The sequence below is a fragment of the Thermoanaerobaculum aquaticum genome (assembly GCF_000687145.1).
In the GTDB taxonomy this organism is placed as follows: Bacteria; Acidobacteriota; Thermoanaerobaculia; order Thermoanaerobaculales; family Thermoanaerobaculaceae; genus Thermoanaerobaculum; species Thermoanaerobaculum aquaticum.
The window spans coordinates 21,225-39,735 of the sequence record NZ_JMFG01000035.1 but is presented as its reverse complement, the minus strand read 5'-3'; the positions used below and the strand labels follow the sequence as shown (position 1 = coordinate 39,735).

The window sequence follows — 18,511 nt, the reverse complement described above, 5'->3', positions numbered from 1 at the left end:
GCCAAGTGGTGTCAAACACAGGTATTGTTTCCGAACTATTTGTGAAGATTGCCGAACAAGCACGGCTTTTCCCTGGAAACGAAAGTTTGAGCGGGTACCTCGGGGAGCGTTGTACAATCCGCCGGTGCCGATACCCGCGCAAGTGAGGTTGGTGGCCGCGTTCCCCCGTCCTGTGGATGTGGCGGTGGCGGCGGCTCGCAGTTGCTACTCGCCGCAGCTGGTGCCGCCGGCAAAAGTGCCCGGGGAGCACCTGGCCGAGGAAGAGGCCCGGCAGGCGGCGTTAGCCCGGCGGGACAAGCTGGCCCAATCCCTTTACCTGGCCGGCCACCACACCACCTTTCAGCACGCGCACTTCTTGTTTGCCATTGAAGGGGTTTCCCGGCAGTTCGTGTGGTCCTTCCTGCACGCCCATCCCTTTGCCAACTCCGAGCAGGTGTCCCAGAGGTACGTGCCGGTGGCGGAGGACGCAGTTTACGAGCCGCCCACGCTGCCGGAAAATGCCAAAGCCGAATACCAGAGCACCGTGGCCCACCTGCATGCGGCTTACCGGCAGCTGGTGGAAGCGCTTTCGCCCATTGCCGAAGCAGAGCTTCTCGCCCGCTTTCCCACTTGGAAGCGACACCCGGAGAGGCTAGCCCGGCAAACCCAGCGGAAAGCCCAGGAGGTGGCGCGGGCGGTTTTGCCCCTGGCCACCCTCACCTCGCTTTACCACACCATTTCCTGCCTTACGTTGTTCCGCTACCGCCGCCTGTGCGCCCAGGCCGATGTCCCGGAGGAAACCCGCGCGGTGGTTGAAGCCATGGTGGCGGAAGCCCTCCGGTGGGATCCCACACTGGAGAAGCTTTTCCAGGAGCCCATTGCCCTGGAAGAAACCCCGGAGTACCGCTGCTTTTTGGAGTTTCACAGCGCAAGCCCGCAACCGGCGGCGTTTCGGGAGGAGTTTGACCGCCAGCTGGGCGGGCTTTCCTCCCGCCTGATGAGCTGGGGACAGCGAAACCAGGAAGCCGTAGCGGCTGCGGTGCGGGCGGTGCTGGGGGTTACGGAAGCGCAGCTTCCCACCACGGAGGCCATCCGCCTGGTGCTGGACCCCAGCCGCAACACCTTGCTGGGCGAGGAGCTGAACCTCACCACGCTTTCCAAGCTCTCCCGGGCCCTGCACCACGCCCATTACACCTTTGCCAAGAAGCTCTCCCACGCCGCCGACTCCCAGGACCAGCGCCATCGCATGACGCCCGCCGCCCGCCCGCTGCTCTGGGCTGTGGTGGATGAAGAACCGGATGTGGTGGTGCCCAAGCTCGTGCAGCACGCTGGGGGGAAGGCTCTTTCCCTCTTTGAGGATGCCGTCAGCCGCGCCTGGGAAGGTGCGCAAAAGCTCTTGCGGGCGGGGGCAAGCCGTGAGCACGCGCTTTACCTTTTGCCCAACGCCCTGGCCATCCGCTTTGTGGAGTCTGCCGATCTCTTAAACCTCCACCACAAGCACCGCATGCGCCTCTGCTACAACGCCCAGGAGGAAATCTGGCAAGCTTCGTGGGAGGAAGCGGAGCAAATTGCCGCGGTGGACCCGGAAATTGGCCGCTTCCTTTTGCCACCCTGTGCGGTTCGCAAAGCCGCCGGCAAAACCCCCATTTGCCCGGAGGGGGATCGTTTCTGCGGGATTCCCGTATGGCGGCTGCAGCGGAAGGACTACCGCCGGCTCATTTAGCTGCCCTCCACGGTGGGCTTTTCGAGCTTTGAAATTTCCGTTCCGGCCTTTTTAGCCGGCCAATTGGCCTTCGGCCGTTGCCGGTGATTCGCTGGCTTTTGGCTCGAAAAAGAGCAAAACCCCAGCGGCAAGCCACATGGGGAGGTCGCGCAGCACCAGAAACCAGGCGTTGTGCACGTCCTCGGCCGATTGGGAAAAGCAGCCGCAGGCCACGTTCACGCCGCGAAAGGCGTTCACCAAAAGCGCCACTTCAAAAAGCGAAAGCAGGAAAAACGCCCAGAACGCCGCCCCTCGCCGCAAAAAGCCCGTCAAAAGCCCCAGCCCCACAAAAAGCTCCAGCCACGGCATGTAAATGGCCACGAGGTTAATGGGCCCGGCCGGGAGAATGCGGTAACCCCAAATGATCGTGAGCAACGGGCGGGGGTCCAGCACCTTGGGCACCGCCGCGTAAAGAAAAATCCCCCCCAAAACCCAAGCGAGAACACGGTGAACCCAGGGGTTTCGGAAAAACCTCATGACCCTTCCTCCACTGGGAAACCGGCCGCCTGCCAAAGCGGAAAGCCGCCAGTAAGCACGTAAGGAACCGGCAGGGAAGGCAGCTCCCGGCGCAACGCCTGGGCCAAAAGCTGCTCGATGTCGGCTTCCGCCGAGCTTCCGTAGAGGATTACCGCTTGCGCTTGCGAAAGCTTCTCCCGGAGCTCGGGGGTCAACATCTCCTTAAGCGACGTGAGCTCCAGCCGAACGGCCCCAGGGAGATGCCCGGCCTGGAACTCCGCTGGCGTGCGGGTATCCACGAAAAGCACTCCGGGTAAGCTTTCCCACATGACGTGGGCGCTGTCCACATCGAGCAGCTGGAAATCTTGGCCGGCGCGGGGTGGTTCTTGCCCTTGGCCCCACCAGGCGATACGCCGGGCGGGGAGGAGGTTTGCCACGGTGCCCACCACCGCCACCGCCGCCAGAATCAAGGCTGCTTCCCGCAACACCCGTCGCATGGGGGAGAGGTTAGCACATGCCTGAGCGCGGACGCTGGGGTCTGGCGTTGTTTTTAGGGCTTTTGGGAGTCTTTGCGGTGTTGCTGCTGGCTTCCGACCGCGCGCCCAAAATGCCCAGCGACCCCGATCACGGGATAGACCTGCCCGAGATCCGCTGTCTTTCCTGCCACGGCTACGGACAAAAACACCCCCGTCCCGAGGACCACCCGTTGCGCGACGACTGCTTTTCCTGCCACCGCGACGCCCAGGGCAAGCTGCACCCCCGCTGGGACGCCCCCACCAGCCTGCCCGGGGGGTGGCGGGACGACCCCCGCCTCCTCGCCAAGGGCGCTCGCTAGGGGTTTTCGCCACTCCTTTCTCCGCGGGTTCCTGACGTCCAGAAGCAACCGGACGGTTTTTTACGGCGGGCCAGGCCAAACGCAACTGCCCGTCCGGGTCAAGCGGGTGGTCCTTTTTTGATGAAGCCCGTCTCCCTGCAGCCCCCGACCCGTAGGCCCTCAAAGTCCCGCTGACCAACGGATTGACGCTGGCACCAGTAAAATCTTTGGCAAGAGCAGCTGCTCGTGAAGGAAAGGCGAAAAACGGGAAAGGAGAAGAGGATGACACGGAGCTTGCGGTGGATTGCAACGGTTTTGTTGGTTTTGCTGGTGGGAGCCGTGGTTTGCTGGTGGATTTGGAGCTCCTGGCAGCTTTCCAAAGCCCGGCGTGCCTGGCTCGAAGCCTACCCACAGTTGGCGGGCGAAATGTCCAGGCGATTGGCCTCGCCGGCCAACGAAACCGCTTTAAAGCTTGAAAGGGAAGCGGCGCTTTTGGGGCTCAACTGGGCTCCCAAGAGCTCTCCACGCTTTTCGGAGCTTGCGAAGAGCATTCCTGAAGAAGCAGAAAAGCAGTTTTCGGCGGTACGGCCCGCGCTTTCAAAATGGGTGGAAAAGCAGCTGGGGGCTTCTCGGGGTGATGAGGGGGTTGCGCCCCAAGAGGTGGCGGCTTTTCTGCAAAGCCATCAAGACCACATCGCCACGCTTCGCCATCTGCTGTTGAACGACCCCGCTCCCCATTGGGAAGAGGACCTATCCGCCGGCTGGGCGGCACCGGTGCCCAACCTGCTCACCTCGCTGGCGGTGGTCCGCATTCTGGCTGCCGATGTGTTGTGGAACATCCAGCAAAACAACCAAACCGTGGCGCAACAGGATCTTCTGGCCGTGCGGCGGCTGGCGCAAACGCTCATTGACCGTTCGGAGCTCATTTCGGTGCTCGTGGGCATGCACATGACCCGCCTGGTGGTCACCGGCATTCGCCAGCTAGCCAACCCCGATACTTCCTGGTTGGACTGGCTTGAAGGGCTCGACGTCGCGCCCAAGCTGGAGCGATCCTTCGTCTCCGAGGCGTACCTTTTTGCCTTCAGGTGCCCGCCGTTCCCGGAAGAGGAACGGAAAAGCTTCTTTGACCCCTGGCAAAAATCCCGTTGCGCCCAGGGCAGCCAGCTTTTTCTGGCCTTTGCCAGGATCGCTCGTGAAAAGCCCTGCTTAGGCGGGTCTCAGGCGGAAGAGCCTTTGCGTGCACCCGGCTGGATGGAAAATCCCGAATCCACCTGGTTTGTCCCCAACCTCCGGAGCGCCCTGACCCGTCTGCAAGCCCTCCACGTCCACGCCAGCCTCACCCGGGAGGTGCTCCTGGCGCGCCTGGGGCGAAAAAGGCCAGCGGCGGGCACGATAACGTTTGACCGCGGGCCCTGCCGTGGCCTGCCCCTGGAGGTCACGCAGGCGGGGAGCTCCTGGAGCTGGAGGTGGACGGGGAAGGAGCCGGAGCTTCCCGAGGCGTGGCTACCCTTGGCTGCAACTTTACGCTGAAACCGCTTTTTTCTGCGATGAAAAAAACCGGGGAGGTGTTGTGCCTCCACCTCCCCGCGGGTTGCCCTGACGTGTTAGCGCCTTACGGATTTCCGAAGAAGAACACGGCTTCCAAACGCCGGTCGGCTTCCGCTGGAGTTGTGGGGCGTTCGGGACCTGTTGCCAGCGACTGCAGTCGTACGCCCCCACACTTAGCTATGTCATCGGGGCTTTGGGTCTGAGGGGTGCGGACCAGGCCGTCGGAGGTCTTGTTGTCCACCACCGAAACGTACACCACCGCGTCCACAAACTGCCCCATGGGATCTACCACCAGGGTCCCGGAATCCAGGCTGATGCCGTCGGGCAGGGGAATGAGCAACGACTTATGGCGTTCGGCGGTGATGTACTGCTGCCACCGCATGTTGCCTTCGTTGTCGTAAAGGGTGGCCCTGAGGGTTGCAGTGGAACCGATGTTCCAGATGCCCACGTTGGTTCGGTACCCGCTTACTCCGGCTTGTCCGAAGTGGCGGATGCCGGAAAAATACGCCACCCACCTGCCCAGGAAATCCGCCAGCACGTCCACCGAAGGAACGTCCATGTTGAACGAGCCGCTGGGGCTGCCAACGTTGGAGATCTTCACCGAAGCGGCAAAGGCCAAGCAGTCGGAATCTAGGTTGCCGTTGAAGCTAGGGTCGGCCTTGAGGTACAAGCCGGCGTTCCCGGTAAGGCCCCAGAACTGCTGGAGGTAGTTATCCCATCGGACGGTTTTGCCCGCCGGCACGGTATCAAACCGCTCGTAGTAGTAACCGTTGTAGGACAGGCGATGAGCCACGGTGATGGGCACCCTTTGCGGGTTGGTGATGCTCACCTCCGTGACCCACTGACTGCCGCCTTTCCCCGCCCCGAAGGCGACAATGGGGAAATAGTGGAAATTGAAAAGGTAGGTGCTCGCCAGGCTGGTGCTGGCGAGAAGGCCCGGGGAAAGGGAAAAAAGCAAGCAAAGGAAACGGCCGTAAGCTCTCATGCTGCCCTCCTTTCGGGTGTTAATGTGAGCGCAGGCGGGGCATAATACGTGCCCGGTTTCTTCGGTGTTGGCGTTCAGCTTGAAGACAGATTGGGGAGGGCAGGGGAATGCCCTGTTACGGGGCTTCGTAGAGCTTGGCGGCCTGGCGGAGGGTGCTGGCGAGTTCCTCTCGCAGGCTTGGAGGCTCCAGGACCTGGCAGTGGGCACCCCAGGAGAGGATCCAGTTCACAAACGGCACCGAAGGCGTGAGGAAGAAGCTCACCTCCACCGAGCCGTCGGGGAGCAGGCGGTTTTCCTGGCTGGGATGCCAGCGGGTTTCCTCGACGATCCGGGAAACCTCGGGATCGAAGCGGAGCCTCACCACCACGTCGCTTTCATCGGCAAGCCAGACGTCCCAGGATTGCTCCAGCTTGTCCAAAAGCGCCTTCATTTCCACGGTGGGGAAGTTCTCCTCCGTAACGGTGGCAGCCTGAACTCTTTCCAGCTTGAAGATGCGGATGGCCCCGTGCAGCTCGGAAAAGCCCACAGCGTAAAGGGAAAGGCCCCAAAGGGCCGGTTCCAGAAGGTAGGGGTGAAAACGGCAGCGGAAGGGCTCTGGACGACCCAGCGGGTGGTACACGCAGTCCACCACCCGTCGCAGCGCCCAACCGTACGCGAAAGCCCGGAAAGCCGCGGCAAAGGGGTGCTGGGGGTCGGCGGAGGTCCGTTCCGCCAGGTGTTCCATGAAGCGGCCGAGATCTTCGGGAACCACCACCGAAAGCCTTCGCACCGCTTCCCGCACCGCCGGGTTGGGCTCATCGCTGTGCCGGAGGAGCAAGCGCGCCGCCAGGTACACGGCGGTGGCCTCGGAAAGCTCAAACTTCAGCGGCCCCACCTCCAGGCGGGCGTGGGGTACCAGGCGCCAGCCACGGCCGTCGTGGAAGATGGGTAGCTTACCGGTGGTGGAAAGCTCGGTGAGGTACTGGCGCACGGTGCGGGGGGCCACCCCTAACCGGCCCGCGAGCTCTTTGGTACGGAAGGTCTTTTGCGGGGAGCGGGCAAAGAGGATTTGCAGCTCCACCAGGCGGGAGGCTTTGCTCAGCGCATCGGCAAACACCACGGCGCTATTATGCGCTGAAATGGCGTTGAAGTTTACCGCGAGCTTTTCACGCGGGCTTGCGGGGATGCGGTTTTCGCAGGGCAGCGAAACCCCCGCTCCTGTGGTAACGTACCCGTATGGCCACTGATCCGACGGGGAAAGCTTCTCTTCGAGCTGGTCAGCGGCGTTTTGCGCTGGAGACCAGCGAGGAGGAAATCATCAACCGGGAGGTTGAAGATGCCCTCAATGCCGGGCCTGAGGAACGGATGGCAGCGGCTTTAGCCCTCTGCCAGGCGGTGTGGCAACTCTGGGTGGAAAGAGGATTCGCCGATGGTGCAAGACTTTGCCGATTTCCTGGCTGCGCTCAACAGCGAAGGCGCGGCTTACGTGGTCATCGGCGGCATGGCCGTGGTTTTTCACGTGCCGTACCGGACCACCCGTGACATTGACGTGCTTATCGAGCCTACGCTGGAAAACGCGCAAAAGGTTCACAGGGCCCTGGAAAAATGGGGCGGGTTTCGCTGCGAGTTTTCCCCCGAAGAGCTTATAAGCGGCGATATCTTTTCCTTTGGTGGCCTTTTGCGAGTGGAAGTCCATTCCAGGGTGCCTGGAGTAAGCTGGGAGGAGGTCTTCGCGCGCAAAGTACCCGGCACTTTTGCAGGTGTGCCCACGTTCTTTGCTAGCGTGGAGGACCTTGTTGCCATGAAAAGAGCCACGGGGCGCGCGGACAAAGACCTGCCGGACCTTAAGCGGTTAGAGCGCTTGCTGCAAAGACAGGGCCCCAAAAAGCCGTCACGCTAAGCCAAGGCCAACGCTTTTTTTACTTGCTCGGGCGCCTTTCAGAGGTTACTCGGCTCCAGGTGGGCGTAACCGCTGCCCTTCCGGCGCCCACCCGGTGCCTCTGGCCAGGGCTGAGGGCAAGCCCTTCCTGGCGTTCCGGCAGAGTCCTGACCCCCTTTACGCCAGCGAGAACCTGCCCTCCTGGATGAAGGCCTTGATGTGTGCCATGAACTGGTCCGCCACGGCCCCGTCAATGAGCCGATGGTCGAAGGACAGGGCGAGGTAAACCACATCGGAAATACCGATACCCTCACGCCCCATGGCATCGCGAATTACCACCGGTCGGCGCTGGATGTTGCCGATGGAGAGAATGGCCACGTTGGGCTGGTTGATGATGGGCAAGCCGAAGAGGTTGCCGTAAGGACCGGGGTTGGTGACGGAAAAGGTGGAGCCCTGCACCTCTTCGGGCTTGAGCTGCTTGTTGCGAGCGCGGGTGGCAAGATCGGTCAGGGCCCGCTGCAAACCCAACAGCGAGAGCTCCTCGGCGTGCTTAATCACCGGAACGATCAGCCCGTGGGGCAGAGCCACGGCCACGCCCAGGTTGATGTGCCGGTGGTAAACGATGTCGTTGCCGTCAATGGAGGCGTTCAAAACGGGGAAGGCTTTGAGGGCATCAATGGCCGCTTCCAGGAAGAACGGCGTGTAGGTAAGCTTGACCCCGTACTGCCGTTCCCACTCGTCCTTGTACTTTTCCCGCAGCCGCACGATGTGGCTCACGTCCACCTCAAACACCGTTTGCACGTGGGCCGAAGTGCGGCGGGAGGCCACCATGTGCTCGGCAATGCGCTGGCGCATGATGCTCATGGGCTCGCGGTACTCCTCGCCGGCAAAGGTGGGTGCGGCGGGTACGGTGGGAGCCGGACGGGGAGCGGCCGGGGCGGGCGCCGGTGTGGGTGCTGCCGCCGGTGGAGCCGGAGGCGCGGCTGGCTTTGCCTTTTGCTTTTCGATGTAGCTGAGGATGTCCTCCTTGGTGACCCGACCGTGTAGGCCCGTTCCTGGGACCTGGGCCAGATCAATGCCGTGCTCCGCGGCAATGCGCCGAACCAGCGGCGAGGAGCGACGGCGCAAAAGCGCGGCCTCGCTGGCTTCCGGCTCAGCCGGAACCGGCGCTGCTGCCGGGAAAACCTCCCCTTCTGGGGCCGCAGGGGCCGGTGTTAGCTCGCGGGCAAAGGGCTCTTCAGCCGGTGGCGCAGGGGCGGGAGCTTCAGCTTGGGCTTTCGGCACTGCCGCTGGCGTTGCCTCAGGGGCAGCCGCAGGCTGCGGGGTAGCAGCCACCGCCTCACCTTCCGCGGCAATTTCGGCAATCACCGTTTCCACCGGGACGGTGGCACCGGGACCGTAGTGAATTTTGGCCAGGACGCCGCTCGCTGGCGCTGGAACTTCGGCGTCCACCTTGTCGGTGGATATCTCCAGAAGCGGCTCGTCCTTTTTGACGGGCTCGCCTTCGTTTTTGAACCACTTCACGATGGTTCCTTCGGCAATGGATTCGCCCATTTGTGGCATGACGACGTTGACCGGCATACAAACCTCCCGTTTTTTGCCCCTCTGCCCAAACCCCTAAATGTGAATCGTCATTCCGTGGACCCCCTCGGCGGCCTCGTGAATGGCTTCGTGCAGGGTGGGGTGGGCGTGGATGGTCCAGGCCAGCTCCTCGGCGGTGAGCTCACCACGGAGCGCCGCTTCAGCTTCAGCGATGAGCTCGGTGGCGTGGGGACCCACGATGTGCACGCCGAGGATCTCATCGTAGCGCGCATCGGCCACGATCTTCACAAAGCCGAGGCTCTCCCCGAGAATGGCGGCCTTGCCCGAAGCGCTAAAGGGGAAACGGCCCACCCGCACCTCGTAGCCCTTTTCCCTGGCCTGTGGTTCAGTGAGGCCAATGGAGCCCACTTCCGGGTAGCAGTAGGTGCAGCTGGGGACCTGGTTGTAGTTGATGGTGGGCGGGTTTTTCCCGGCCATGTGCTCCACCGCCAGCACCCCTTCCATGGAAGCCACGTGCGCCAGCCAGGGGGTAGGGATCAAGTCGCCAATGGCGTAAAGCCAGGGGGCATCCGCCCGATAGTAAGCATCAACCTGCACGCGGCCCTTTTCCACTTTGGCCTGGGTGTTTTCCAGACCCACACCGTCAATGACCGCTTGGCGGCCCACGGCCAGGAGCAGCTTGTCCCCTTCAAACTGAACCTCTTCACCGGCAGCGTTCTTAGCCCACAGGCGCACACCAAACTCGCCGGTCTCCACGGCTTCCACGCGGGTGGCGGTATGGCAGGCAATGCCTTGCTTGCGGAAGGCCCGCTCCACTTCCTTGGAAACATCGGGGTCTTCCAGGGGCAGGACCCTATCCAGAAGCTCGATGACCGTGACCTTTGAACCAAAACGGGAAAAAATCGAAGCGAACTCCATGCCGACCGCGCCGGCACCCAGCACCAGGAGCCTCGCGGGAACCTCGGCGAGCTCCAGGGCGTGGTCGGAGTTGATGATGCGCTCGCCGTCGGCCTTCACGTGGGGAAGATCGCCACAGCGGGAGCCGGTGGCCAGCAGAACGAAGCGGCTTTCCAGGGTTTCCCTGCTGCCGTCTCCCTTTTGCACCTCCACCCGACCCGGCCCCAGGATCTTGCCGGTGCCCTGCACCCATTGCACGCGGTTTTTCTTGAAGAGCCCTTCAATGCCTTTGGCGTTTTTGCTCACCACCTTGCGCTTGTGGGCGTGGGCGGCGCCCAGGTCCAGCTCCACGTTTTGGCAGCGCACGCCAAAGCTTTCCCCTTCTCGCGCCTTTTGCAGGAGATCGGCGGTGTGGAGCAGGGCTTTGGTGGGGATGCAACCGCGATGCAGGCAGGTACCGCCCAGAAACGGGTCCTTTTCCACCACTAGGGTTTTTAAGCCGAGCTGGGCGGCGCGAATGGCTGCCACGTAACCCCCCGGTCCTGCCCCAATGACCACCACGTCCCACGAGCCTTCAGGCATAACCGTCTCCTTCCACCTTCCGCTTCCGGCGGAGGCAAGGTATTCTAACAGGCCTTGAGACTCGGTGTCGGGAGGGACGGATGGACGCAGAGAGCAAGGAAAAACGCTACCGCCGCATCGCTCAGCAGCTTTCCGAGCTTTTCGTTAAAACCAAAGACCCCATTGCCCGGATGGCCACTTTGGTGGCTCTGGTACACCACAAGATGCCCGGTTTTTCCTGGACCGGCTTTTACCTGCTGCGCGAGCCCCAGCAGCCTGGAGCTGAACCGGACCTGGTGGTAGGCCCCTATCAGGGCCCCCTGGCCTGCCTCTGGCTTCCCCCTCATCAGGGGGTATGCTGGGCCGGGGTGGATCGCGGGGAGGTGGTCATTGTTCCCGATGTTCACGCCTTTCCCGGACACATTGCCTGCGACCCGCGTTCCCGGTCGGAAATCGTGGTGCCGCTCCGCGACGGAAGCGGCCGGGTGGTGGGGGTCCTGGATGTGGACTCCTGGAAACCCGCGAACTTCGACGAGGTGGACGGGGAGTGGCTCTCCCGCCTGGTGGCCATGATTTACCAGTAAGTCCCTGACTGAGAAAGCCCGAAAGACTGCGCGTTGGGTCTTGGCAGGCCGTGATCCAGGGGCAATAAAAACCCCTGTGCGGATGCATCTCCGCGGGGCGCGCTTAGTACGTGCACGCTGCGGGGATAAACGAGCCGCGGGTTTCGGTCGTACATCCAGTGAGGTTGGGGACGCCGATGGTGACGCGAAACCTGGCTGCTCGCTGGACGAAAAGCTGGCTTTCTCCCTTGTGCTTTCTGGCAGCTTGCCAGGGGGCTTTCGCTGCCTCGCCCCAGTGGAAACCCCTGGGGCCCTTTGGTGGGGTGGTGACGACGGTGGCCGTGGATCCGTGGAACCCCCAGGTGGTCTTTGCCGGCACCGAGAACGGCGGCATCTTCAAAAGCGTGGATGGGGGCCGTTCGTGGCGACCTTCCTCCTCTGGGCTTGAGGCCGGGAACATCCGAGGTTTGGTTTTCGATCCCGAGAACCCCGGGGTTATGTACGCAGCCACCGTGGCGGGGCTTTTCAAGTCTGCCGATGGGGGCAAAACCTGGTTTTCCGTTGGCGAAGGCTTAGGCCGGGAGGCGATCGATGCGGTGGCGGTGGATCCATGGCAAAGCGCCCACCTTCTTGCCGGTAACAATACCGGTATCTTTTGGAGCAACGACGCTGGCGCCTCCTGGCTGAAGGTCCCCAGTTGGTTTCAGTGGTGGTCATTGGAAGGGCTCGCGTTTGCACCCTCGGACCCCCGGGTGGTGTACGCCGCAAGCGTGAGCGGGGTGGCGAAAAGCGTGGACGGCGGGTGGAGCTGGCAAATTACAGCGCTGACCAGCCCGGCCAATTGGGCTTTGGTAGTGGATCCGAGGAACGCCAATGTGGTTTACGTTGGGGGGTACAGCGGGGTGAAGAAGTCCACCGATGGCGGCCAAACCTGGTTTGCTGCCACCGATGGTCTGGGCTGGGAGACCGTCTGGTGTCTGGCGCAAAGCCCCAAAAAACCGGACATCCTTTACGCCGGAACAGTGCGAGGCGTTTACAAGACGGAAAACGCGGGGAGCTACTGGCAGCGGGCCAACCTGGGGATGCAAGGCATTTGGGTAAAAGCGCTAGCGGTGGACCCTGGGCGGCCGGATACCGTTTATGCGGGCACCCAAACGGGCTTCTATCGAACCACCAACGGCGGGAAGTCCTGGACACTGGCCGTTGAAGGCCTGTCGGCGACCACAGTGGATGCGGTGGCGGTGGACCCCCAGAACCCCCAGACGATTTACTGCATCGCCCGGGAAGACCCTTACGGTAAAGGAGCGATTTGGAAGACCGACGATCGCGGACGGTCGTGGACCCCAGTTCGGCCGTTGGACTGGCAACGGACAGGCGTGGAATTGCTGCTGGATCCGGACAACAGCCGCACGATTTACGCTGCGGTGCAGGGGCTTGGCCTCCTGAAAAGCGTGGATGGCGGTAGCTCCTGGTCTATCAAGACCCCGGCGGAGTTTGTCCACATCACCGCTGCGGCCCTGGACCCGCAGGATGGGAACAAGGTGTACCTGGCCCGGGGAATGACCCTTTTCGCCAGTGGCGATGGCGGCGAGAGCTGGGTGGAGCTTTCGGAGGTGCCACTGGAGTGGTACGAAGGTGGCCCATTGGTCCCGGAGGTTAGCGTGCTGGCCGTCCACCCCCAGAGGCCACACCTGTTGCTTGCCGGCGGTACCAACGGTGAGATCTTTCGCAGCACCAACGGCGGGAGCAGTTGGATTGCCGCGCAGTTGCCCGGGGAGCGGGGCGCGGTGAGCTCTATCGTTTTTAGCCCAGAAGACCCCGAGCGGATTTACGCGGCCACAGCTTGGGGGCTTTGGGTCAGCAACGACGGTGGCCAGAGCTTTACCCTGGTGCCGGGCCTGGGAAACGCCCGCTTGAGCTCGGTGGTTTTGGCAGGCAATCGCGGAGAGCTGGTTGTGGTCGGCACTTTTGACGCCGGGGTAGCGATCAGCTTCGATGGCGGGCAAACCTGGGTGGGCCTGAACGCGGGTTTGACTTGCCGGAACGTCAAAAAGCTCTTGGCTGAGCCGCAACGGCCTCTCTCCCTCCTGGCTGCCACGGAGGGTGGAGGTGTTTTTGAGCTTTCGCTTGCCAACCCACCCCGCAGGCTCTTACGTCCCAGGCATGGGGAAGGCCCTTAGCAAAAGCACCGGCCCGATGGTGGACCGGTGCTTTGCGAACGCATCGCTTTGCCGAAAAAGCTTTAGCCCCGAAATTGCGAAATGCCCTCGGCCTTTCCCCCCTGGTGCTCCACGGTCTTCCACAGGGCTTTGCGGTAGTCGCGGTTCATGCGGGCAATGAAGGAAATGGAAATGCCCTTGGGGCAGGCGGCTTCGCACTCCCGGTGGTTGGAGCAGGAACCAAACTGCTCGCGCTCCATGGCTTCCACCATGGCCTTTACGCGGGTGAAGCGCTCCGGTTGCCCCTGGGGCAGCAAGTTCAGGTGGGAAACCTTGGCGGCCACGAACAGCATGGCGGCGCCGTTGGGGCAGGCGGCGACACAGGCACCGCAGCCAATGCACTCGGCGGCATCCATGGCCAGCTCCGCCACATCCTTGGGCACGGGAACGCTGTTGGCCTCGGGAGCGGAGCCAGTGCGTACGGAAATAAAGCCGCCGGCGGAAATGATGCGGTCAAAGGCCGAGCGGTCCACGATGAGGTCCTTGATGATGGGGAAGGCTTTGGCGCGCCAGGGCTCAATGTAAATCACGTCGCCGTCTTTGAAGTGGCGCATGTGGAGCTGGCAGGTGGTGGTGGCCCGCTGCGGTCCATGGGCAATGCCGTTGATGACCATGCTGCAGGCCCCGCAAATGCCCTCCCGGCAGTCGTGATCAAAAGCAACTGGCTTCTGCCCCTGGGCAATGAGCTTTTGGTTCAACACATCGAGCATTTCCAGAAAACTCATGTGCTCGTTGACATCGTCAAGCTCGTACTTTTCGAACTTTCCAGGCTGGTTTGGTCCCTTCTGTCGCCAAACGTGCAAGATGAGCTTCATGGTACCTCCCTCCCTCACTTGTAGCTGCGCTGCGCCGGCTCCACCACCTCAAACACCAAGGGCTCGGTGTGGCGAAGTGGGGGCTTGTCATCACCGGTGAACTCCCAAACCGCCACGTGGGCGAAGTTGGCGTCATCCCGTTGCGCTTCGCCGTCTGGGGTTTGGAACTCCTCGCGGAAGTGGCCACCGCAGGACTCCCGCCGTTCCAGGGCGTCCAGGGCAATGAGCTCCGCGAGCTCAAAGAAATCGGCCACCCGGCCGGCCTTTTCCAGCTCCTGGTTGAGATCGGCCGCATCCCCGGGTACCCGCACGTCCTGCCAGAACTCCTCCCGCAGGGCCCGGATCTTCACCAGGGCTTCCTTGAGGCCAGCTTCATTACGGGACATCCCCACCAGGTCCCACATGATCTTGCCCAGAGCGCGGTGGAACTCATCCACGGTGCGCTTGCCGTTGACCGCCAGGAGCTTCTTGACGCGCTCTTCCACCTCTTTTTGCACGTCGCGGAAAGCCGGGTGCGAGGTGTCTACCTTTTCCAGCTTGGTGTTGGCCAGGTAGTTGCCCACGGTGTAGGGGAGGATGAAGTAGCCATCGGCCAAACCCTGCATGAGCGCGGAAGCACCCAAGCGGTTGGCCCCGTGGTCGGAGAAGTTGGCCTCGCCGCCCACAAACAAGCCGGGAATGGTGGACATCAGCTCGTAGTCCACCCACAACCCACCCATGGTGTAGTGGGGCGCCGGGTAAATGCGCATGGGGGTTTCGTAGGCGTTTTCGCCGGTAATGCGCTCGTACATTTCGAAGAGGTTACCGTAGCGCTCTTCAATCACGTGCTTGCCCAACCGGCGGATGGAATCGGAAAAGTCCAGATAAACCCCGCGACCGCCGGGGCCCACGCCGTAGCCCTCATCGCACATGCGTTTGGCGGCCCGGGAGGCGATGTCCCGGGGGGCTAAGTTACCGTAGGAGGGGTACATGCGCTCCAGGTAGTAATCGCGCTCGTCTTCGGGGATATCCGCAGGTTTTCTGGTGTCGCCTTTCTTTTTGGGAACCCAAACGCGACCATCGTTGCGCAGCGATTCCGACATCAGCACCAGCTTGGACTGGTATTCCCCCGATTGCGGAATGCAGGTGGGGTGAATCTGCATGAAGCAGGGGTTGGCAAAGCCGGCCCCGCGCTTGTAGGCCCGCCAGATGGCGGTGGCGTTGCTTCCCTTGGCGTTGGTGGAAAGGTAAAACACGTTGGCATAGCCGCCGGTGGCCAAAATTACCGCATCGGCGGCGTGGGCGGAAATCTCTCCGGTTACCAAATCGCGAACGATGATGCCCCGGGCCTGGCCGTTGACCACCACTAAATCGAGCATCTCGGTGCGGGGGTAAAGCTTGACTTGCCCCAGACCCACCTGCCGCATCAAGGCGGAATAGGCGCCTAACAGGAGCTGCTGGCCGGTTTGCCCGCGGGCGTAAAAGGTGCGGGACACCAGAGCACCACCAAAAGAGCGGTTGGCCAGGTACCCCGAGTACTCCCGGGCAAAAGGCACCCCTTGCGCCACGCACTGGTCAATGATGTTGGCCGAAACCTCAGCCAGGCGGTAAACGTTGGCTTCCCGGGAGCGGAAGTCGCCGCCTTTGATGGTTTCGTAAAACAGCCGATAGACGCTGTCCCCGTCGTTTTGGTAGTTCTTGGCGGCGTTGATGCCACCCTGAGCGGCAATGGAGTGGGCGCGGCGGGGGGAGTCCTGGTAGCAGAAGGCCTTAACGTTGTACCCAAGCTCGGCCAAAGAAGCGGCCGCGGAAGCGCCAGCCAGCCCGGTTCCCACCACGATGATGGAGTACTTGCGCTTGTTGGCCGGGCTTACCAGCTTGCAGGTGTTCTTGTAACGGGTCCATTTTTGTTCCAGGGGTCCTGCGGGAATGCGCGGATCCAGTTTCATGGCAGTGCCTCCCTCACTTCACCCAGCCGGCCAGCACCGAAACCGGGATGGAAATGTTGCCCACCGCAATCACCACCGCGTAAACCGTGGCAAACACGCGGCGGGCACGGTTGTACTTGGGGTGGGAAAACCCCAGCGTTTGGAACCAGCTCCACATGCCGTGGTAGAGATGGAGGGCCAAGAAGATATTGGCCAGAATGTAAAAAAGCGACACCAAGGGCACCTGGAAGCCGCTCACCACGTTGTGGTAGACGTCTCCCGGTTTGAAATCACCGTGCGCCGTTCCAAAAGTTAGGTGCAGGAGGTGGTACACCACAAACGCCGCCACCACCAATCCGCCCCAGATCATCGTTCGTGAGGCGATGTCGGCCTCTTGGTAGGCGCTCACCGCGTACTTTTGCGGCCGGGAGCGCCAATTCTGCAGCGTGACTTGCACCGCGGCCACAATATGGAGCACCACCGACACCAGCAGGATCAAACGCACGGTCCACAGCAACGGCATGGACACGCGCAAGAGCTGGGCGTAGTGGTTGAGCTTCTCCGGGCCCTGATAGATTTGCAGGTTCCCGGCCATGTGACCCAGCACAAACACGGCCAGGATGAGCCCGGTGACGGCCATGACCAGCTTTTTGCCCACGGTGGTGGAGTAAAAGCTCAAGACCTTCATGATGGCTCCTTCCTCAGCCCCCAGCGCAGAGGGTGCCGATACGACGTTGTTTGGAATGGTGGGAGACGCGGTTCCCCGCATGGCCGTACAGTATAGCCCGCTTCCACGACAAAGCAAGAACTTTCACAAGTGCACCGTCAGCAGCGCGCCACGAAGCCCCGGGTTCCTTGTCCAAGGTTTTGCGTTGGCAGCGCCAAGGAATGAACCGTTGGCGGGGACGGGTTGTGCGTCTTGGAGTGGGTAGACTTAATAGCGGAGGAGCTGCCATGGCAGAAGAACACGTTGGCTTGATTACATCGAGAGGCAAACCTTTAACCTTGCTTGGACATCGCGTTCAGGTGGGGGAAAAGGCCCCGGACTTCACGGTTCTCCGCCGGGATTTAAGCCCCTTTAGCTTGCGGGATGTGGCCGGCAAGGTGGTGGTCATCAATTCGGTGCCCTCTCTCGACACCTCGGTGTGCGCCACGCAAGCGCGCACCTTCAACCAGCGGGCCAGCGAGCTGGGGGAAGACGCCAGGATCCTGGTGATTTCCATGGACCTGCCCTTTGCCCAGAGCCGCTTTTGCACCACCGAGGGCATTGCCAACCTCGAGGTCCTATCCGACCACCGCGATGCCAGCTTCGGCTTGGCTTACGGCTTGCTGGTCAAGGAAACGCGGCTTTTGGCGCGGGCGGTTTTGGTTATCAACCGCCATGGGGACATCGTCTATCAGGAGCTCGTGCCCGACACCAGCCACGAACCCAACTACGACGCGGCGTTAGAAGCCGCCCGTCGGGCTCTGGCTTCCTAGCTGGAGGGCGAACGCAGGGTTATGAGCGTGATCTCCCCGGGCTTCCACAGGCGAAGCCGGGGCCCCCATGTGCCGGTGCCGCGGCTGACGTGAAGGGTGAGCCCCTTCACCTGGTAGGTGCCGCCCACGTAAGGGTAGGAAAGCCGCACCAGGTAAGAAAACGGCCAGATCTGCCCGTCGTGGGTGTGACCCGAAAGCATGAGCCCGGCGCCCAGACGCGCGGCTTCCTCCACCTGCCAGGGCGTATGGGAAAGAAAAACGCACGCTCCCGGCGGTCGCCCCGCCAACGCCTTTTCCACAGCACGATGGTTAATGCCGTACTGGCGGCGGGCGGTGAGATCGTCCACACCGGCCACCACCAGGCCCGGCCGTACCTCCACGTTTTGGTCGCGGAGCACGGTAAAACCCGCATCCCGGAAGAGCTGAACGCTCGCTTCAAGCCCCGCGTAAAACTCGTGGTTGCCTGTCACCGCGTACACGCCCAGAGGAGCCTTGAGTTCTTTCAAAAGCGGCAGGAGACGCTCCACGTGCCGGGCGTTGCCGTCAATGAGATCGCCGGTTACCACCACCAGGTCGGGTTTGAGCGCCTGGACTTGCGCCAGACGAGCGGAAAGCCAGCCCTCCCGCAGGATGGTTCCCAAATGCAAATCGGAAAGCTGCACCACCCGCAGCCCATCCAGCTCTCGCGGAAGCTGGGGTAACTGCACCTCCAGGCTTTCCACCCGGGGCGTGCGGTTTCCCTGCACGATACCCACCACCGAAAGCAGTGCCGCAAGCGCCAGAGATCCGGTGCGGACCGGCACCACCGCCGCCTTCCACAGGCCAAAGGCCGTGAGGAGCTCGCTGGCCAAAAGCGCGGTGACCAGCAAGAAAAGCGTTCCCAGCCACACCGCGCCCGAAAGCTCCAGAAGGCGGGCAAACTCCGAGCTCATGCCGTTGCGGTCCAGGTAACGGGCAAAGGGGTAGGAAAACCAGAGGAGCAAACCGGCCGCCCACCAGGCCCAACGGGGGACCGTGGCCAGCCACGGCAGCTTGGCCAGCCGCCAGAAGGTGTAAAGGTGCATGAAGCTCCAGACCGTCAAAACCGTCAGCAAAAACACGGCAATCCTCCCGCTCGTCATACGCC

The 18,511-nt window shown here is 62.3% G+C and carries 17 protein-coding genes; 7 read left to right on the top strand and 10 right to left on the bottom strand.

Annotated features, from left to right (window positions below; all coding sequences use genetic code 11):
• Positions 1–124: 124 nt before the first annotated feature.
• Positions 125–1,702: an FAD-dependent thymidylate synthase gene (locus tag EG19_RS10780; RefSeq protein WP_152544044.1), complete on the top strand. Its 1,578-nt coding sequence runs from the start codon at positions 125–127 to the stop codon at positions 1,700–1,702.
• Between the two features lie 51 nt (positions 1,703–1,753).
• Here EG19_RS10780 and EG19_RS10775 read toward each other — a convergent pair whose 3' ends face one another.
• Both EG19_RS10775 and EG19_RS12895 read right to left on the bottom strand, forming a co-directional pair.
• Positions 1,754–2,218, bottom strand: a complete 465-nt coding sequence (locus EG19_RS10775; protein WP_053335232.1) for a MauE/DoxX family redox-associated membrane protein — start codon at positions 2,216–2,218, stop codon at positions 1,754–1,756.
• On the bottom strand, positions 2,215–2,694 hold the full coding sequence (locus EG19_RS12895; RefSeq protein WP_081800124.1) for a rhodanese-like domain-containing protein: 480 nt from the start codon (positions 2,692–2,694) through the stop codon (positions 2,215–2,217). Before EG19_RS12895 ends, EG19_RS10775 begins: the two co-directional genes overlap by 4 nt.
• A 17-nt stretch (positions 2,695–2,711) precedes the next feature.
• On the opposite strand from EG19_RS12895, the gene EG19_RS10765 reads away from it, so the two are divergent.
• Together EG19_RS10765 and EG19_RS10760 are read left to right on the top strand one after the other, a co-directional pair.
• Complete coding sequence (locus tag EG19_RS10765; protein WP_038050302.1) at positions 2,712–3,032, top strand: hypothetical protein; 321 nt, start codon at positions 2,712–2,714, stop codon at positions 3,030–3,032.
• Between the two features lie 261 nt (positions 3,033–3,293).
• On the top strand, positions 3,294–4,541 hold the full coding sequence (locus EG19_RS10760) for a hypothetical protein (protein WP_038050301.1): 1,248 nt from the start codon (positions 3,294–3,296) through the stop codon (positions 4,539–4,541).
• A gap of 82 nt (positions 4,542–4,623) precedes the next feature.
• Here the strand turns inward: EG19_RS10760 and EG19_RS10755 are convergent, their stop codons facing one another.
• Both EG19_RS10755 and EG19_RS10750 read right to left on the bottom strand, forming a co-directional pair.
• Entirely contained in the window at positions 4,624–5,544 is a 921-nt protein-coding gene (locus EG19_RS10755; protein ID WP_038050300.1) for a hypothetical protein, read from the bottom strand.
• A gap of 115 nt (positions 5,545–5,659) precedes the next feature.
• The gene (locus EG19_RS10750; protein WP_038050299.1) at positions 5,660–6,643 is read right to left on the bottom strand and encodes a helix-turn-helix transcriptional regulator; all 984 of its coding nucleotides are present in this window, start codon (positions 6,641–6,643) and stop codon (positions 5,660–5,662) included.
• 309 nt (positions 6,644–6,952) lie between these two features.
• Between EG19_RS10750 and EG19_RS10745 the strand changes: the two genes are divergently transcribed.
• Complete coding sequence (locus tag EG19_RS10745) at positions 6,953–7,423, top strand: DUF6036 family nucleotidyltransferase (protein ID WP_038050298.1); 471 nt, start codon at positions 6,953–6,955, stop codon at positions 7,421–7,423.
• A 156-nt stretch (positions 7,424–7,579) separates the two neighbouring features.
• Here EG19_RS10745 and EG19_RS10740 read toward each other — a convergent pair whose 3' ends face one another.
• Together EG19_RS10740 and lpdA are read right to left on the bottom strand one after the other, a co-directional pair.
• Positions 7,580–8,983 (bottom strand): dihydrolipoamide acetyltransferase family protein, encoded by a 1,404-nt coding sequence (locus EG19_RS10740; protein WP_038050297.1) that lies wholly within the window; start codon positions 8,981–8,983, stop codon positions 7,580–7,582.
• A 36-nt stretch (positions 8,984–9,019) separates the two neighbouring features.
• Positions 9,020–10,423 (bottom strand): dihydrolipoyl dehydrogenase, encoded by a 1,404-nt coding sequence (lpdA, locus tag EG19_RS10735; RefSeq protein WP_038050295.1) that lies wholly within the window; start codon positions 10,421–10,423, stop codon positions 9,020–9,022.
• 80 nt (positions 10,424–10,503) lie between these two features.
• On the opposite strand from lpdA, the gene EG19_RS10730 reads away from it, so the two are divergent.
• Positions 10,504–10,986: a GAF domain-containing protein gene (locus EG19_RS10730; RefSeq protein WP_038050293.1), complete on the top strand. Its 483-nt coding sequence runs from the start codon at positions 10,504–10,506 to the stop codon at positions 10,984–10,986.
• Positions 10,987–11,162: 176 nt separating this feature from the next.
• Positions 11,163–13,145 carry a hypothetical protein gene (locus EG19_RS10725; protein ID WP_038050291.1) on the top strand — a complete coding sequence of 661 codons (1,983 nt, stop codon included), beginning with the start codon at positions 11,163–11,165 and terminating at the stop codon, positions 13,143–13,145.
• Between the two features lie 62 nt (positions 13,146–13,207).
• On the opposite strand, the gene EG19_RS10720 is transcribed toward EG19_RS10725, so the two are convergent.
• Genes EG19_RS10720 through EG19_RS10710 form a run of 3 tightly spaced genes read right to left on the bottom strand, consistent with a single transcriptional unit; the run spans position 13,208 to position 16,594 of the window.
• A complete protein-coding gene (locus EG19_RS10720) occupies positions 13,208–13,999 on the bottom strand; it encodes a succinate dehydrogenase/fumarate reductase iron-sulfur subunit (protein WP_038050289.1) in 792 nt (263 codons plus the stop codon).
• Between the two features lie 14 nt (positions 14,000–14,013).
• The gene (locus tag EG19_RS10715) at positions 14,014–15,927 is read right to left on the bottom strand and encodes a fumarate reductase/succinate dehydrogenase flavoprotein subunit (protein ID WP_038050288.1); all 1,914 of its coding nucleotides are present in this window, start codon (positions 15,925–15,927) and stop codon (positions 14,014–14,016) included.
• 13 nt (positions 15,928–15,940) lie between these two features.
• Entirely contained in the window at positions 15,941–16,594 is a 654-nt protein-coding gene (locus tag EG19_RS10710; protein ID WP_038050287.1) for a succinate dehydrogenase cytochrome b subunit, read from the bottom strand.
• A 266-nt stretch (positions 16,595–16,860) separates the two neighbouring features.
• On the opposite strand from EG19_RS10710, the gene tpx reads away from it, so the two are divergent.
• Positions 16,861–17,385, top strand: coding sequence for a thiol peroxidase (tpx, locus tag EG19_RS10705; protein ID WP_038050286.1), 525 nt, complete (start codon positions 16,861–16,863; stop codon positions 17,383–17,385).
• On the opposite strand, the gene EG19_RS10700 is transcribed toward tpx, so the two are convergent.
• Positions 17,382–18,506: a metallophosphoesterase gene (locus EG19_RS10700; protein WP_152544043.1), complete on the bottom strand. Its 1,125-nt coding sequence runs from the start codon at positions 18,504–18,506 to the stop codon at positions 17,382–17,384. The genes tpx and EG19_RS10700 overlap by 4 nt on opposite strands.
• Positions 18,507–18,511 lie beyond the last annotated feature (5 nt).

What these genes read in the sequence shown, in the direction of transcription:
- EG19_RS10775 (WP_053335232.1), bottom strand. Translation starts at nt 2,218, where the DNA reads ATGAGGTTTTTCCGAAACCCCTGGGTTCACCGTGTTCTCGCTTGGGTT.
- EG19_RS12895 (WP_081800124.1), bottom strand. Translation starts at nt 2,694, where the DNA reads ATGCGACGGGTGTTGCGGGAAGCAGCCTTGATTCTGGCGGCGGTGGCG.
- EG19_RS10765 (WP_038050302.1), top strand. Translation starts at nt 2,712, where the DNA reads ATGCCTGAGCGCGGACGCTGGGGTCTGGCGTTGTTTTTAGGGCTTTTG.
- EG19_RS10760 (WP_038050301.1), top strand. Translation starts at nt 3,294, where the DNA reads ATGACACGGAGCTTGCGGTGGATTGCAACGGTTTTGTTGGTTTTGCTG.
- EG19_RS10755 (WP_038050300.1), bottom strand. Translation starts at nt 5,544, where the DNA reads ATGAGAGCTTACGGCCGTTTCCTTTGCTTGCTTTTTTCCCTTTCCCCG.
- EG19_RS10745 (WP_038050298.1), top strand. Translation starts at nt 6,953, where the DNA reads ATGGTGCAAGACTTTGCCGATTTCCTGGCTGCGCTCAACAGCGAAGGC.
- EG19_RS10740 (WP_038050297.1), bottom strand. Translation starts at nt 8,983, where the DNA reads ATGCCGGTCAACGTCGTCATGCCACAAATGGGCGAATCCATTGCCGAA.
- lpdA (WP_038050295.1), bottom strand. Translation starts at nt 10,423, where the DNA reads ATGCCTGAAGGCTCGTGGGACGTGGTGGTCATTGGGGCAGGACCGGGG.
- EG19_RS10730 (WP_038050293.1), top strand. Translation starts at nt 10,504, where the DNA reads ATGGACGCAGAGAGCAAGGAAAAACGCTACCGCCGCATCGCTCAGCAG.
- EG19_RS10725 (WP_038050291.1), top strand. Translation starts at nt 11,163, where the DNA reads ATGGTGACGCGAAACCTGGCTGCTCGCTGGACGAAAAGCTGGCTTTCT.
- EG19_RS10720 (WP_038050289.1), bottom strand. Translation starts at nt 13,999, where the DNA reads ATGAAGCTCATCTTGCACGTTTGGCGACAGAAGGGACCAAACCAGCCT.
- EG19_RS10715 (WP_038050288.1), bottom strand. Translation starts at nt 15,927, where the DNA reads ATGAAACTGGATCCGCGCATTCCCGCAGGACCCCTGGAACAAAAATGG.
- EG19_RS10710 (WP_038050287.1), bottom strand. Translation starts at nt 16,594, where the DNA reads ATGAAGGTCTTGAGCTTTTACTCCACCACCGTGGGCAAAAAGCTGGTC.
- tpx (WP_038050286.1), top strand. Translation starts at nt 16,861, where the DNA reads ATGGCAGAAGAACACGTTGGCTTGATTACATCGAGAGGCAAACCTTTA.
- EG19_RS10700 (WP_152544043.1), bottom strand. Translation starts at nt 18,506, where the DNA reads ATGACGAGCGGGAGGATTGCCGTGTTTTTGCTGACGGTTTTGACGGTC.